This window comes from Nostoc sp. CALU 546 (genome assembly GCF_048836525.1).
Map to the genome: position 1 here is coordinate 1 of NZ_JAWJTF010000118.1, position 17,148 is coordinate 17,148.

At 39.6% G+C, this 17,148-nt stretch carries 12 protein-coding genes; 2 read left to right on the forward strand and 10 right to left on the reverse strand.

Annotated elements, in window-relative coordinates; translation table 11 throughout:
• A partial coding sequence (locus tag RRG12_RS36105) for a pre-peptidase C-terminal domain-containing protein (protein WP_420762538.1) occupies positions 1-2,028 on the forward strand: 2,028 nt, incomplete at its 5' end.
• Between the two features lie 414 nt (positions 2,029-2,442).
• Here RRG12_RS36105 and asnB read toward each other — a convergent pair.
• The 9 genes from asnB to ilvN all read right to left on the reverse strand — a co-directional run bounded on the left by asnB (position 2,443) and on the right by ilvN (position 15,480).
• On the reverse strand, positions 2,443-4,392 hold the full coding sequence (gene asnB, locus RRG12_RS36110; RefSeq protein WP_420762539.1) for an asparagine synthase (glutamine-hydrolyzing): 1,950 nt from the start codon (positions 4,390-4,392) through the stop codon (positions 2,443-2,445).
• 536 nt (positions 4,393-4,928) lie between these two features.
• Complete coding sequence (locus RRG12_RS36115) at positions 4,929-6,149, reverse strand: O-antigen ligase family protein (protein ID WP_420762540.1); 1,221 nt, start codon at positions 6,147-6,149, stop codon at positions 4,929-4,931.
• Positions 6,130-7,278 carry a glycosyltransferase gene (locus RRG12_RS36120; RefSeq protein ID WP_420762541.1) on the reverse strand — a complete coding sequence of 383 codons (1,149 nt, stop codon included), beginning with the start codon at positions 7,276-7,278 and terminating at the stop codon, positions 6,130-6,132. Before RRG12_RS36120 ends, RRG12_RS36115 begins: the two co-directional genes overlap by 20 nt.
• Before the next feature lie 319 nt (positions 7,279-7,597).
• Positions 7,598-8,734, reverse strand: coding sequence for a glycosyltransferase family 4 protein (locus tag RRG12_RS36125; protein WP_420762542.1), 1,137 nt, complete (start codon positions 8,732-8,734; stop codon positions 7,598-7,600).
• A 22-nt stretch (positions 8,735-8,756) separates the two neighbouring features.
• The gene (murJ, locus tag RRG12_RS36130; protein ID WP_420762543.1) at positions 8,757-10,124 is read right to left on the reverse strand and encodes a murein biosynthesis integral membrane protein MurJ; all 1,368 of its coding nucleotides are present in this window, start codon (positions 10,122-10,124) and stop codon (positions 8,757-8,759) included.
• 67 nt (positions 10,125-10,191) lie between these two features.
• Positions 10,192-10,986, reverse strand: coding sequence for a hypothetical protein (locus RRG12_RS36135; protein ID WP_420762544.1), 795 nt, complete (start codon positions 10,984-10,986; stop codon positions 10,192-10,194).
• A gap of 55 nt (positions 10,987-11,041) precedes the next feature.
• Positions 11,042-12,094, reverse strand: coding sequence for a glucosamine inositolphosphorylceramide transferase family protein (locus RRG12_RS36140; protein WP_420762545.1), 1,053 nt, complete (start codon positions 12,092-12,094; stop codon positions 11,042-11,044).
• Positions 12,095-12,121: 27 nt separating this feature from the next.
• A complete protein-coding gene (locus RRG12_RS36145) occupies positions 12,122-14,140 on the reverse strand; it encodes a polysaccharide biosynthesis protein (RefSeq protein WP_420762546.1) in 2,019 nt (672 codons plus the stop codon).
• 821 nt (positions 14,141-14,961) lie between these two features.
• Complete coding sequence (gene ilvN, locus RRG12_RS36150) at positions 14,962-15,480, reverse strand: acetolactate synthase small subunit (protein ID WP_069069184.1); 519 nt, start codon at positions 15,478-15,480, stop codon at positions 14,962-14,964.
• A gap of 270 nt (positions 15,481-15,750) precedes the next feature.
• On the opposite strand from ilvN, the gene RRG12_RS36155 reads away from it, so the two are divergent.
• Positions 15,751-16,119 (forward strand): phospholipid-binding protein, encoded by a 369-nt coding sequence (locus RRG12_RS36155; RefSeq protein WP_069069183.1) that lies wholly within the window; start codon positions 15,751-15,753, stop codon positions 16,117-16,119.
• Between the two features lie 97 nt (positions 16,120-16,216).
• On the opposite strand, the gene RRG12_RS36160 is transcribed toward RRG12_RS36155, so the two are convergent.
• Complete coding sequence (locus RRG12_RS36160) at positions 16,217-17,125, reverse strand: alpha/beta fold hydrolase (protein ID WP_420762547.1); 909 nt, start codon at positions 17,123-17,125, stop codon at positions 16,217-16,219.
• Between the last annotated feature and the right edge of the window lie 23 nt (positions 17,126-17,148).

Genomic DNA, 17,148 nt, shown 5'->3' on the forward strand with positions numbered 1-17,148 from the left:
GGTACAGGAAACGACACTCTAGCAGGTGGTGCAGGCAGTGACATCTTCGTAGGCGCTCAGGGTAATGACAGCATTAATGGCGGAGATGGTATTGATACCGCAGATTACAGTCAACTAGGTCAAATCACCTTGTCAGGTGTCGGAACCATTCAAAAAGCTGGAGGATTTGGGCAAGACACGCTCTTTAAAGTTGAAAGGATTATTGCTAATTCCAATATTGCCAATAACACCATAGATGCATCCGCATCCTTGTCTGGGGTATCTATCACAGTTAACCTGCAAACCCAAAATTTGGCTGCTAATAACGTTCCTGGTTTAGGAACATTGCCATTTACTGTGGTCAACTTTGATAATGTCATCGGTACAAATGGAAATGACAGCATTATTGGCGACACCCAAAATAATCAATTATCCGGTGGTAATGGTAATGACACAATTGATGGGGGTACAGGAAACGACACTCTAAAAGGTGGTGCAGGCAATGACATCTTCAAAGGCAGTCAAGGTAACGACAGCATTGATGGTGGAGATGGAACTGATACCGCAGACTATAGTCAACTAGCTCAAAGCATTACCTTGTCAGGTGTCGGAACCATTAGAAAAGCTGGAGGATTGGGGCAAGACACGCTCTTTAAAGTCGAAAGGATTATTGCTAATTCCAATATTGCCAATAACACCATAGATGCATCCGCATCCTTGTCTGGGGTATCTATCACCGTTAACCTGCAAACCCAAAATTTGGCTGCTAATAACGTTCCTAGTTTGGGAACATTATCATTTACTGCGGTCAACTTTGATAATGTCATCGGCACAAATGGAAATGACAGCATTGTTGGCGACACCCAAAATAACCAATTATCCGGTGGTAATGGTAATGACACAATTGATGGCGGCTTAGGTACTGACACTTTGAATGGGGGAGCAGGCAACGACACTTACATCATTGACACTACTCTTGATACCATTACAGAGGCTGCGAATTCAGGCACAGATACCGTCCGGTCTTCTGTCACCTACACACTAGGTGCCAATCTGGAGAACCTGACGCAAAGGGAAGGTGGCAACATCGCCGGGACAGGTAACAGCCTTAACAACTTACTTTTTGGTAATACTTCTAATAACACTCTGAATGGAAGAGCAGGCAATGACACGCTAGATGGTAATGTCGGCAATGATATCCTCAACGGTGAGGACGGCAATGATAGCCTACAAGGCGGACCCGGCAATGACTTACTCAATGGTGGGTCTGGAGACGATATCCTCATAGGTACTTTTCCTGGTAGTTTGCTTCCACCTGGATTAGGGGAAACTGATACCTTGACTGGCGGGACTGGGGTAGATAGATTTATCCTGGGAGATGCAATAAATATTTTCTACGACGATAACAACACTACGAATGCTGGTTTTGGGGACTTCGCTACTATTAATGACTTCGACTCTAGCCAAGATCGAATTGAACTTAAAGGAGCTTTAAAGGACTACCGCCTGCAAGTTGTTGGAAGTAACACACGAATATTCGTAGACAAACCGATAGCAGAGACAGATGAAATCATCGGTATTGCTCTAGGAAGAAACAATCTCAGACTTGATAGTGATGACTTCCTTTTCTTAGAGCGGGAAAATGTGGGGGAAGGTACAAACAACACACTGGACAGCGCTGAAGGGTTAGGTTCGTTATCATCAGGCTCAAATGTTAATGTTTCAGCCCAACTCACAGCAGTTCAACCAGGGGACAATCCCGATTTCGACTTTTTTACATTTTCTTTAGCAAATGCGGGAACTGTGACTATCCGTACAACACTGACATCGGGAGATACAATTCTCGGACTGTTTGACGATTTTGGAACTTTACTGCTTAGTGACGACGATAGTGGCGGTGGCAATTCGTCATTAATCAGCAGTTTCCTCGGTGCAGGTACATACTCGATTTCAGTGAGTGACTTTTCTTCCTTTCCTGAAAATGGCGGTACTTTCTCTGCTGCCACTTTTGACCCTGCTTCTTATCGGCTACAAGTGAGTTTTGGATAATTACAGCTATTTTCAGGTAAATAGACCACGCGGTAGGGGCAGAGCATTGCTCATAGGTTTCAACTTAAGTTCAAACACTTATCCCACAGGCGTTTTACTAGCCCCTTCGGGGCGGGGTTGCAGGTTCGGGAATAGGGTGTAGGCGATAATTAGCCCCAACAACCATCTTCGTTACAAGCCCCGTCTTTCACTCTGGCTTGCATTGGTCGGAGCTTGTATCCCCCGACCAATGCTGTGTCCTTTACACCCTACACCCTACTCCCACACCCTTCTTTCTGACACCAATGAGCATTGCTGTACCCCTACGACAGATGTGGTTTAAATACATGAAAACTGCTGTAAGACAAGAGACGCGATGAATCACCGTCTCTACAATAATCAGTCTTTTGGGGAACACATTGCCGTGTTTCCCTTTTAGTAGTTTTGTTCTAACCACGCCTGAAACATCAACACATCCCACAAATAATTTTGCCAGTTTCGCTCAGATGAAAGATGTTCTGCCCATTTTTGGCGAATCGGCTGCGGATTCAAAAATCCTTGTTGCTGTAGCCGATTTTCATCTAGTAGGTTTTCGGCCCAGTCTCGTAAAGGAACGCGCAACCAACTATCAATCGGCATTCCAAAACCCATTTTGGGGCGCTCAATCAAGTTTTGAGGTACATATTTATACAAAATCTGACGCAATAGCCATTTACCCTGACCATTACGGATTTTCAGAGAAAGTGGTATGCGCCAAGCTAATTCCACTACGCGGTGATCTAAAAATGGTATTCGACTTTCTAAACTCACCGCCATGCTGGCTCGATCAACCTTGACTAGGATATCGTCTGGGAGATAATTCACTGTGTCAAGGTACATCATCTGGTGAATGAAGTCGGGTAACTGCGATAATTGTTGGCGATCGCAATAGTTCATCAAAGGCTTTAAACTATCTACTACTAATCCTTCTCGCTCCTTCCAATGAGAAATCATTTCTGTGTACAAAGCTTGGGCATCAGGAACAGCCAAAATTTCCGCAATCCAGTGCAATTTATCCCCAGGAGTAGGTTGCTTGAGTTTAGTTGGTAGCAAGTCTTGAAAGTTAGCCAAAGCACAATTCCAAGTTTGAGGCGATAAGCTAGACAGGGTACATGCAGCAGTCTGGCGCAAGGTTGGAGGTATCCAGCCAATCTTTTGCCAAGTGCTGTCACCCCAAAAATAGCGTGTGTATCCCGCAAAGAGTTCATCGCCACCATCCCCAGAAAGGCTAACTGTTACGTCCTGTTTCGCAAGCTGGGATATTAAGAAAGTCGGAATTTGGGAACTGTCAGCGAAGGGTTCATCATAAAGTGTCGGTAGCTTGGGGATAACAGCAAGTGCATCTTTTGGGGTTACATAAAGTTCTGTATGGTCTGTACCTAGATGCTGTGCTACTGCTTTGGCATAATGTGCTTCATTGTAGCTATCTTCATCAAAACCGATGGTAAATGTTTTCACCGATTGGTTACTTTGAGCTTGCATTAAGGCTACTACTGTGGAAGAATCAATTCCTCCTGACAGAAAAGCTCCTAGTGGCACATCTGCAACCATCCGTAGTCCAACTGCATCTTGTAATAACGCCTCCATCTGTGCAACAGCTTCCATTTCCGACCCGGTGAAGGGTTCATTAACACCCAACTCAGCGGCTTTGAGTGCAGACCAGTAGGGCATAGGATTGGGATGAGTATCCACCCCGTTCAAAGTGAGGATGGTTCCCGGTGGTAACTTATAGATGCCTTCGTAGATTGAATATGGTGCAGGAACGTAGTTATTTCGGAGATAAATTGCTAAAGCATCACGGTTGATTTTTGCTTGGAAAGCGGGATGAATTTTTAAAGCTTTTAACTCGGAGCCAAATAGAAAGGTTTGACCCATCCAACCATAATAGAGAGGTTTTTCACCCAAGCGATCGCGCCCTAAATGCAAAATTCGCTCTTGACGATCCCACAAGGCAAAGGCAAACATCCCATTAAAGCGCCCAATTGCCTCATGTAATCCCCACTGACTAAAGCTAGCCAGCATCACCTCAGTATCAGAACGTCCCCGAAAATGATGGTCTAGTGATTCAAGTTGACGCTTTAACTCCAAAAAGTTATAAATTTCGCCATTAAAAACAATTACATACTGACCGTTCGCAGATATCATCGGCTGATGTCCTTCAGGCGAAAGGTCTACAATTGCCAATCGTCGATGCCCCAAAGCCATACCTATCTCTGCATCAACCCAACTCCCGCCATTATCTGGCCCTCGATGTAAGAGTGTGTCTGACATCTTATGAACTATGTAGCACAGTTCATCAGAGTTAACTTGTCTAGAGATATTCCAAAAACCAGCAATGCCACACATGGAATTTTAGCCTTCCAATTGAGTTTTTTTGTAAGAATTCAGAATCTCTTTGGTGCTGAATTCTTAGAGGTTTGTCACTTTAGGCACTTTTAGATCCCCCCTAACCCTCTACGGTGTACACACAAATTATCGAATCACTACCAGTCCTCGAATTACCCCACCCTAACCCTCTTTCAAGGGTAGGGGTTTAAAAATCTCGAAAATAGTTGAGAAAATTCTCAACTGTTTAACATGGTTTGGTCGTTTCAGGATTTAAGCATTGGTTGAAATAGTCAAAAAATGACTAAATACAAAACCCCTACCCTTGTAAGACCCTAACCCTCCCCTTGCAAAGGGGAGGGAACTAGATTTCTTTTTTCCCCCCTTTCCAAGGGGGGATTAAGGGGGGTAATTCGATTTGTATGTACACCGTAGCCTTAAAAAGGGGGGGGAACCGGAATCAAAGTCCCCCAATTTATCGGGGGATTTAGGGGGATCTAAAATTTTTGATACCAACAAGAGAACTTTTCAAACATCCTCTGACATTTTTTTGATTTTCATGATGAATTTCCTACTTTAAATCTTTGCTCTAACTGACTCGCCGCAGTCATAGCAGCCATTAATGAGAACATGATTAGGATGTAGCGTTCTTCTAAAATATTATGGCTAAATAGTCCCCAAAGAAGAATAAAAGCAGCAAAAGCCAAGCCAATATATTTAGTTTCACCGTGGGCATCTTGTATTACTGCATATACTAATACAGGTAAAATGAAAGCACCTAAAAATCCGTGGTCTGCCATGTAGTATAAATAGATATTGTGTGTAGATATATTCATATTCCAGGTTAAAGTTGAAGCAATTCCATTACCGAAAATTGGATGCTCAGTAAACATCTGCCAAGCTAATTGAGCCACTTCCAAGCGGGAATCAGCAGAATCTTCAGAGTCAGAGGTTGAAACATTTTGGAACCATGAAATTCTTTCAAGAGAGTTTTGATTAAAGCTCAAATTTCGTAATAGTTCTTCTGACCACTGTGAGCCTAAACTAATAATTATTGTTCCTACTCCCAACACCCAATAAAGTAATTTATTAAAATGCAGTATACGGGTGATAGTAAAAATAATAACTGTAACTAACCAGCCAAGAATAGCTCCTCTAGAAAATGTCAACAGCACCCCGATACCGATGAGAGATACGAAAGGTAAACGATATATTGGTTGCAATAGACTCACACTAAAAATCATGCCAAGTACCAATGCAGCCCCATCATTATTGGGATTTAGATAAAATCCGGCAGACCGTCCACCAGTACCTAATGAGTTAAATGCAATTGGGTTAAAAAACTCATAAATGTTGTTGAATACAGCCATTAATACTGCAATAAAAATTGCCCATCTAGTCCAGAGATGAATATTATTGTTGTTGGAAAAAGTTAGGGAAATTATTATGACAAATATCACTGATAAAATCCGTTTTCTTAATTCTTCAATAATAATTTCAGTAGGTATTGAAAATAGGATGAACCATAAAAAAGAGATAGAGAGAAAACCAAGACACCAAAGAATTACAGAGTGTGGTATGTATTTTTTATTTGAAAAAAGTAACGGGGTGGAGGCAATAGCAAAGAAGATAATCCAATACAAGGGAGGTTGAGAGAAGATTCCTGATGTATACAAATAGGAATTTATTTCTGTGAAGAACATGAAAATAGAAACTATTGCGAGGGCACATTGATAATAGAATAGTAAATCTATTTTTTTACTTAGAGATGAATTCATGAGATAGACCAAGTAAAGCGGCTTCGGTTTTAAGGGCTAATTGAGCTACTGAGAAATAGTCAATAATTCGCTGTCGAATTTTAGTGCGATCGCACTCATTATTACCAATAATTTCTATCAGCTTTTTCATAGCATTTTTCAAAGACTCTGGATTTTTAGGAGGTACTACTACATCGGTATCACCAACAATCCAAGCAGAATCACCTACATCTGTCACCACACAAGGTACACCGCAAGCCATCGCTTCTCCGATTACATTGGGAAATCCTTCTGTATAGGATGAAGAAACAACAATATCTAAGGAATTGTATATTGCAGGCATATCTGTACGCGCTTTTACCCAGATGATTTGATCAGAAATACCTAATTTATGAGCCAGTTCGTACAACTCTTGTGCATATTTTTCTGAGCCACTACCCACACAGACGAAACGGATATCCTGTCTCTCTTCAAAGAGTAATGCTGCTGCTTTAAGAAATGTGGGATGGTCTTTCCTTATATCTAGTCGCCCCACTAAACCGATTAAAATCATGTCGTGGAAAATTCCCCATGAGCTTCGTATTTTTATCCGATCTTTTTGATCAGGTTTAAATAATTCTATATCAATACCATTAGGAATTACCGTCATCTTATTAGCAGGAAATCCATGAGTGAGATAATATGCTCGACCAGCATAAGAATTAACAATAATCAGGTCAGCAAAGCGAGATAAAAGACACTCTAACTGGAAAAGCAAACTCCCTAACCAATCGTAAAAATTAGGTTCTACGTTAGATGAGCGTATTCCCCAAATCATGCGGGTTGAGGGGAAAAAAGGCTTAAAGAAGATAGTGATTAAATTCGGTATTCCAATATATCCATGCAATATATCAGGATGTATACGTTGAAGATGCTGAAGAAGATCCCAAAAGAAGCCAAATAAATGCCAGCGCCCTTTTTTATCCAAACATATTATAGGTATTCCATTATCTTTTAAGTCTTTATCTAAAGATAATAAACTACTAGGGTAAAAGCATAAAACAGTTATATCAAAGTATTGTTTGTCAAGAGCTTTTGCTAGTGTTACTAATTGTCTTTCGGCTCCTCCATAGTTAAGGTCACGAATGAGGAATACAATCTTTTTTTTCATGTATTTGAAAATATAAATTAGTTACTCAATCTGGAAAACCTCTCTCTAAGAGGATGTTTTAAAAGTAGTTAGCTGTGATTTGAATCGAATTATTACCCCCCTTAATCCCCCCTTATAAAGGGAAACACGAAAATCCGGTTCCCTCACGCCACATGCTTCAAGTCGGCGAAGCCGCCCAACGCAGTGGCTCCCCTTTATAAGGGGAGGGTTAGGGTGGGGTAAAAAAATATTTGATACATCAATCATGACTTTTAAAACCTCTCTCTAAATCTCTCTCCTTTTAGAAGAGAGACTTTGAATTTTCCCCTTCCCGCGCCGGTTAGGGGGTTAGGTTAATCGTTAGCTTTTCCATACGTGAAAAGTCAGTAATAACTTCAGCTAAGACTTCTTCCCACATTCCCATAATTTTCTCTACGCTGAATCGTTCGATTATTTCTGGCGCACGAGCAGCTAAAGATTTCCGTTCTTCTTCACTAGACATCAGTCGTTCCATTGCTGCGGCTAATGCTGACACATCTTCATTTGGAACCAAGATGCCATCTATGCCATCACGAATAATCTCTCGTGGGCCACTGGGACAATCTGTAGAGATGACTGGTAATCCAGATGCCATCGCTTCGCAGAGGGCATTAGGAAAACCCTCAAAGCGGGAAGACATAATAAAAATCTCCGCTTGCTGCAAAAAATCATAGTTATTTTTCACCATTCCAGGGAAATAAACGCGATCGCTCAATCCAAGTTGATTACGCAAAGATTCCAAGTCTGGGCGTAGTTTACCGTCTCCCAAAATTGTCAATGTCCATTCTGGATAACGATCCTTCAGTTGTGCAAAGGCTTGCAGCAGTAGATCAAAGCCTTTCTCTGGGACAAAGCGTCCCATCGCAACGAGCGATCGCTCTCTTAAAACTTTGTCCGATGATTGTTTTTCTATCGGTGGTAATACAACCATATTAGGGATAATACAGCTATTAGTTTGTAGCTTTAATGGAAAACAATCTCTTGCTCTTTTAGTTTGAAAAACAATCCGATCTGCAAATGGATAAGTCTGTTGTCGTAGTTGTTTCCAAGCCCCACCTAAATAACTTTTTATTGGATTACTACGTTCAGATATCACCACTGGTATATTCAACCATCGCGTTGTTAATAAAGTGATCGCATTAATTTTAGACATGAAACTAATCACAACATCTGGTTTGCTGTTGATAATTGCATTCCGTAATGTTCCGATGCGGTTCAAATTATTATAGATACCGATAATCGCATTGGGAGATTTGCTAGCGATGCCTAACGGAGTGTACAGAACACGACTATCTAAATCAAATTGGGGTATTTTATTGTCATCAAATGTCAATATAGTAATTTGCCATCCCTTGGCTGCCCAGTAATTTGCCATGATTGACATGACACGTTCTGCACCACCATAAGTCAGTGAATAAATAATTAGTGTTAGTCTCATTTTTGTAGATAGTTAATTGTTTTCAATTTGCAGAAAAATTTATTAGTTTTTTATTGGCAAAATAGGTTAGAAAGAAGAATGAGAAAATATAAACAAAAGCAGTAGATAAAGCAATACCTACAACACCCAACCATTGCATAAACACATAATTCAGAAAAATATTAATGGTTAAGTTACAAGCAGAACCCCACATCAATATATGATTTAATTGCATTGCAGAAATTAACCTAACAGCCAAAATGCCTGCGACATAAAAAGGTATTTGTAAGGCAAAGGAATTTTGGATTTGAGCTACTAATTGAGTATCGTTAGCTGTAAACGAACCTCTTTGAAAGAGTATGTGGACTATAGACTCAGAAAATATAAACAAGAATGCTGCCAGTAAAGTAGTCGTGACAAAAATGATTTGCATATATCGTTTAAGTGTGCGACGTGTACCTATCCAATCCTTAGAAGCTACCATTTTGGAAAAATAGGGAATCACAGCAGTACTTAATGCTGTGGTAGCTAAAGATATCGGGAAGGCAATGAGCTTGTTACCGTAACTCAGCGCTGCTACACTACCAGGCGACAGCATTGCTGCCATAGATTGATCTACTAGATTTGTACTACACATCAGAAAGCCACCTGCAATCATTGGGAAATACTGACTAACAACCTGACGGAGATGAGTATCAAACCCATACCATTTGGGAAGCCATGAAATGCCTTGTCGGTGTAGTGCTGCTCCTAAAAGAGTTATTTCTACTGCTGCACCGCAGATTAACCCCGCAGCTAAAGCGAAAATACCCCAAGATTTGAGCATTAAGAGCAATAAGACGCTAATAGTTGGAGTGATAATAGGTGACAAAGCTGCTAGAGCAAAACGCTCTCCTGCATTCAATACAGCGCTCCAGATGATAATAATCCCACTTAAGAGAACAAAAGGTGCGATCGCACAGAGCAAATGAAAAGTCATATCTAACTTTTTGGGACTGAACCCAGCAGCAATATATGGTAAATACAGGTGGGCACTAGCTACCATGACTATTGTCGTGATTCCTAATAGTCCCAAGCCGCTGATTGTGGCTCCAGAGAAAAGCCTTTGGGCTACTTTTATACCTTCCTGCTCTCTTACTTGCATATAGACGGGTATAAGAGCAGTATTAAAAGAACCAGCAATGACATTAATGATAAAAGAAGGAACCAACAAGGCAATTAAAAATGCATCTAAGTCATCTCCAGTACCAAATCTTTGAGCCACCACCAATTCTTTAGCTACAGCCGCAACTTTCACCAATGCTGTTAATAAACCAACTATCATCGCTGCACCAAAAATTTGGCGATTGATAGAGCCGCTTGTTAGTTGCTTCCAGTAATCAACTAAGCTTTGCAAACGCCACATTTTCATACTGTATGGGCAAGAATTGATAATTATTGAATCCAAAATCTAAAATCTAAAATCCAAAATCCAAAATCTAAAATCTAAAATTCAATAAGCGTGGTAATGGTAATTGAGATAAACTCATATAAATTTTCAACAAATGTAAATATAATTTGCCCTTGATTGTGATGCCATTAATACAGTTAAAATTCCTGACAATTTCTCCACCAAATTTTTCTTTAAACTGATTAATACCTAGTTTCTCCTGATCTGTGTTTCCGGTATACCAGCCTCCAAAATCATAAACGGAAATTCCTAAATTTTTAAATCTCACTATATCCTGCCAGTGGTGGTAACGATTCGCTCGTCCTAAAATCGATTGATAGGAAGTATCATTACTATTTTTAAGTGAAGCAGAATGCAAAAGGCGAACTCTATTATGACTACGATAATAAACGTGCCAGATTAAAGATTCTCCATTTTGTAACTTGATCCGAGAAATATCAATCGCGCCCGCATTCACACGATTTTGTAGCTGATTTCTATTAATCTTAGATAACCCTTTTTGGGAAGCAAAGGAATCATAAAAGTCAGAAACTTCATTGATAATATCAGAGTTTATATGCTCAAAGTATTCATAAACAACCTGGTCTTTTTGCTCTGCTCGACGAATCTTATATCTATCATTACTACTAATACTTTTCCATAGTTCATCCTGACTTTTAGTTAGGTCAATTAATCTTGTATGAAATTCATCAGACTGACCACCTTTAATTGGGTGTATCCATTGCCTATAATGGAGTACGTCTACATTACTTAATTGTGGTGGATCTTCATTAAACCAGACTTCTCCCACTGAAAAAATAAATTTCTTTGTAACAATCAACATCTCTTTTTTCCTCACTTGATGATGAAAATTTAATTCATTAATACAGTAAAAATTCTTAATTATTAACCTTGAAACGAGCATTTATCCGTTTTTGCAAAATTGCTAATATTGAATTTTGTTTGATAACTAATCTATCTCGCTTTCCATCCACACATGCTATCCATTTATTTGTACCAATTTTGTGAGGATCAATATGGTGCATACCTATTTGATTCCAACCCATTCCACTTGCTTTGATAACTGGATTTCCTTTGACTTGTTTCTCTTGATAACTTGTCGTTGTCAGTTCAGTGATTTCAAATGCTCGAACTTTATTCCCATAAATACGCTCACAATCCTGGGTATATCTAATAATTTTGTCATCGAGTACTACAACTCTACCGGCTGGTCTTGTGTTGTTTTTATTTCCCTCAATAACAGGACTTTTAGGATGCTCAATCCAGCCACCTGTCAAATCTTGAGAATAATAAAGACGCAAAATATTCCGGTCTTCTGATGTTGCAGTCAATAGCCACCACAGATTATTGTATTGAAAAATACTAGGGTCTACAAAATCATTTTTATCAAGTAAGGTTTTAATAAACGTCCATTTTTTCGGGAAATTACTTGCTTTATATAAACGAATAGAATCGGCTTCAGAAGTTTCTGGAATCATATAGTATTCGTTTTGGAATTTGAACACGTATGGATAAGATAAGTGAAAAGGTTCATCAAGTACAATTTGTTGGTAATTCCATTTATATGCATCGTTGCTAGTTGCTAATCCGATTACTCCTTTATTTTGAAAACTATTTAGTACTTCAAAAAACATATACCAAATGCCATCCTCACAAACCATAAATGGGTCAGCAACAAAGTAAGCGGGGACATCTGTTACGTCTTTTGCAGTCAAAACTGGATTACTAATTTTTTCTGGATTAACAAAATCAAAAAGAGATTCACCAGTATAGATTCCAATTGACCAGTCACTTCTTCTTGTGACAAAAATTTTGGCTATATTTTTCATTCCAGCCAAATATCTATCGTTAACTCTAGAGAATTTATCCAATACTTGTAATTTACTATTGGTTTGATATTTTTTGTACATATTTATTCTTCTACTTTCCATTTTAAATTTGTTATTGTTGTACCCTATTTACGGTTTTACCTGTGCCAGTATTCTGACAGAAGTATTGCTGGAAATATTTGCTGCCGCATAACTTTCTAACTGTTTTGGTTTATATCCTGGCACTAGTTCTTCAAGCAAACGCAGAATAAAACTCGTATCGTTTTTAGCTGCTGCTTGACATAAAGTCGCTACAGTAATAGACAAATTTTCTGGAATCATCTTACTAGCATTTTTGACTACTAACAGTTTTTCGTGTTGGGTTGGTTCATATTCTTCTCCAGGAATAAATAATTCCTCAAATAACTTTTCACCTGGACGTAAACCAGTAAATACAATCTCAATATCTTGGTTAACTTCGTATCCTGAAAGGCGAATTAGTTCTTTAGCTAAGTCAACAATTTTCACAGGTTTACCCATATTCAACATTAAGACTTCACCACCACGACCAAGTACAGTAGCCTGCAAAACTAGTTGAACGGCCTCTGGAATTGTCATGAAATAACGACGAATCTCTGGATGGGTAACGGTTACTGGGCCACCTGCTGCAATTTGTTTTTTAAAGGTGGGAACTACACTACCCCGACTACCTAAAACGTTGCCAAAGCGCACCGTAACGTAGGGCTTACCACTTTCTCTTGCGGCTTGCAGCACTAACATTTCGGCGACTCTCTTACTAGCACCCATAACATTAGTAGGATTAACTGCTTTGTCTGTAGAAATCATCACGAAATGTTTCACATCATATTGCAGTGATAGTTCTAGTAAATTTTTTGTCCCCATGACATTGTTGGTAATTGCTTCTACTGGATTTAATTCCATTAGTGGGACGTGTTTATGAGCCGCAGCATGAAAAATTACATCAGGTTGGAATAGCTCGAATGCATGTTCTAATCGAGACTTAAAGCGAATATCTGCAATAAAGGTTGAAATACGAGGAGTGTTTCTTGAAGATTTGCCCTCATTTTCGATAACTTGAATAAGTTGTTCTAGTTCTTGTTGGATATTGAACACAGAATTTTCTCCATGTCCTACAAGGATCATTTCAGCAGGATTGCATTTAAAAATTTGGCGGCAAAGTTCGCTACCAATTGATCCACCTGAGCCTGTGATCAGTACTGTTTTACCTTTGAGAAATTGAGCAACTTGATCAATATCTATTTGTACAGGTTCTCGCCTGAGTAAATCTTCAATTCGTACATCCCGAATGCTGTCAACTCGCACACGACCATTGAGGATTTCATGTATGCCTGGTAAAGTGCTAGTTTGAGTTCCAGTTGCTTTGCAAATATCTAGAATTTCCCGAATGACTCCACCTGTAACGGTAGGCATCGCAATGATAACTTTATGAATTTTGAGAGATTTTAAAACATCAGGAATTTGATAGCGATCGCCTACTACAGGAATGCCACGTATATATGCGCGAAACTTGCGCGGATCATCGTCAATAAAAGCAACAGGATGAAACCCTAATTGAGGATTTCTTTGCATTTCTTGTACAAGAGAAACGCCAGCATTGCCAGCACCAACTATTAACACACGGTCTTGTGGCTTAAATACTGTATGTTGTTGGCTGATTCTTTCTACAATCCTAATACTGAAACGCAACCCACCAATAAAAATACATGAAAGCAAACCATCGATTAATGGTAGTGATTGTGGTAGCGTATCTAATCCTAAATACGGTATAAATCGCATAGCATCAAAGAATACAGCTTGAACTATTACCGCAATACCTATTAGAACAGTTATGTATAGAAGCTCCTCAATACTGGCATAGCGCCAGTAAAGTCTATAAAAACCAAAATTCCACAATACAGTTAGTTTGACTGCTAAAAAAAGTATTGTTGCAATTCCTAGTCTTGCCTTATATTCTTGGATAGAAAAATTGCCATTTAAGCATAGATTGAGAGCAAAAAAGGCTGTAAATGAAAAAACAATAGTATCAAAAAGAAACAAATGTTTGTTTTTTAAATCTAGCAATTTCGTCAACAAGCCGCTAATTAATTTTTGAGGTAGCCAGTGAGACACAAATAATAAGCAATCCATGTATGTAAAATCCTCTCAGATAATTTAAATAATCATCTCAAGCAAGTAGAAAAATTCCAATTTTTTTAGGTCAGTAAATATAGTCAATTAACGCCATTTAAAGAATGTTGCCACTATCAATTTTACCTATATAGATACTCGTTTTAGGGAATTGCAACATCTCAGCAATTGACTAAATTGACATTAGACTATTAATGTCTATAAATAGTCTCTATAAATCAATACAGTTTAGCGAGTGATTATTTATTCTATCCTTGCAAAGATGTTGCACATAGCTTGCTTCCGTATTCATTTATTCAATGAGTTTTTTGGCTCAAAATAGATACTTATAACTATTTCAATTCAATATTTTAAATCAGCCAATAGCTATGCTCACGACTATTAACAATAGTAGCTATTGTTAATGTTTTATCCTTCAAAGCGGTTCCAGATTGAATTTGCATAATTAGGGCGGACAAGATGCCCACACAAGAGTTATATAAATTTTAGATATGCAAACTAAATGTGGTTTAGCTTATTAACTTTGTAGCAGTTTTTTATTAGTCGCGTCATGCCAATTTGGCGTAACTTATGCATATAAAAAGACATAACCACAGATGCTTAACTGTAGGCTAGTAGTTATTGTTACTTCTCTATTGATTTAAACTTGCAAAAGTCCCTGATCCCCCTTAAAAAGGCTGGCTCTAATTCCCTTGAATTCTTCTTCAATTTTTTCAGTTCTCAAAGCAGAAGTCATAGTAACAATTGCCACTATGACTTCTACTGCGTTTGATTTATGTGCTTGCTGTTGAGTATTTCTGAGTCTTGATTTAAATTCCCAACTAAACCTTTGCTTCCAAAGATTTGAGTAACTCGGTATTCACGCCCGACTCACGAGTTAGGGCAATTTTGCCTGTGCGGGCGATTTCTTTCAAACCAAATTTTTGCAACACCTGCACGATCGCTACCATTTTACCTGGATCTCCCACAACTTCTAAGGTGAGAGAATCTTCTGCCACGTCCACGACTCGCGCCCGGAAAATCTGAGACAGTTCGATCACTTCTGAGCGATTGCTGCTACTAGCATTGACTTTCAAAAGCATCAATTCCCTCTCGACGCAAGGAGTTTCGGTAATGTCCTGTACTTTTAGGACATTGACTAACTTGTACAGTTGCTTGGTGAGTTGCTCGATAACGCGATCGTCACCAGGGACTACCATCGTAATTCGGGAGACTCCTCCTTGTTCAGCAGGGCCAACAGCAAGGCTTTCAATATTAAAGCCGCGACGCGCAAATAAACCAGAAATGCGGGAAAGAACACCCGCCTCATCTTCTACAAGAACCGAAAGAGTATGTTTCATCTTCGCCAACAGAGGCTAGAGCAGGAATTGAGTAACGCAGACACTAGCTAAGGGCTACGCTAGAGGTACTACCGCACTAAATTGTTAGTGCGACCTTCTATTTTAAACTTAATGGTTGCACTCATTGCATTCTTTAAAGATAAATTGGACAGAAATCATACTCCAAGCATGAATTGAATGGAATGTATATCTTTTCATTGGCAGATGCCGAGCTTCTGTAAAACTTTTATACTTACGTTTGATGAGTCTTTAATTAGGAGAAAAGTTTATATGAGTTGGTTAAAAAGACTGTTTGGAATGGAAAAACCTCAAAATGCACAAGTAAATCCGACTGCACAGGCCATACCGCAAGCTCCAAGTACTAGCGTTTCACCTACTGCTACTCAATCTATACCCCCAGAACGTCTGGGATTAAACGGAGAATACGACCAAAGTGGGTTGGCAAAGCGGGTAGCGTTGGCATTTGATGAAGATCCCCAACTCGATGATGTTAATACCCTTTGGGTAGCTCAAACAGGTAGCACTGTAGTGTTGAAAGGTAAAGTTCCTAGTCAAGAAATTCTTAATAAGATGGTTTCTGTGGCTAATTCTGTGCATGGAACTACAGATGTTGACACTAACCAAGCCACGATTGGCTAGATGTCAAAGAATTTAAAGGTATTAGTGATGCGATCAATGCGATCGCTCCCACTGCATAATATTTAGGGAATATTAGAGAATAACCAATGGTTGGCGATCAGCCAACCCATCTCTCAATCCAATCCAAAATCGCTTGGTTAACTTGTTCTGGACATTCATCATGGGGACAATGCCCTACATCCTCTAGATTCAGCACTTCCAGTTTCTCGTTGTACTGGGCAAATTGGCTAGCAAGGGCTGGCGGAACAAACCGATCTTTTTGTCCCCAAATTAACAGCATCGGAATTGTTAAGGTTGGTAACACTGTCTTGACACTGGGACTAAAATTAATTCCGATCGCAGCTTTGAACAAAGCACTAAATGCCCTAGCGGAACCCCGGTCTTGGGGAGGCCCTGCTAAAATTTCGATCAGTTCATCGGTAATCGCCTCTGGATTAGCGTAGGCAAGACTAGCCCAACGGCGCAGCACCCCAGGACGGCGGACGAAGTTAAACACAGGTTTAAGTATTAACGGCGAAGCGACAACATTTTTAATTGCTCTGACAAGTGGGCGTAGTACAGGAGGAATTGCTTCTTGCTCTAAAGACGGGTCTGGTAAACTCATCATCACCATACCCCCCACCATATCAGGATGGGCAGCAGCGGCGGCCATAGAAATCAGTGAACCGTTGGAATTGCCTATTAATATTGCTGGTTGACGGATAAATGTTTTCCAGAAGTCGTAAACTTGCTCTACCCAGAGTTCAATGCTGTAATTAGCTGCGGCTTTTTCAGAAGCGCCAAAACCCAGCATATCGATGGCGTAAACTGTGTGATGCTCACCCAACACCTCTAAATTATGTCGCCAATGACCAATGGAAGCACCAAAGCCATGTAACAGAATTAGGGGTGTTGTATTGTGGTGATTTTGGCTAGGACGAATGTAAGTATAGCGGGTTTGCCAGCCACGCCAAATCCAATCTCTTTGATTACCAACCCGTTCCTGCCAGTGTACCGTAGTGGTCATACTTACCTCCGACTCATCAGCAC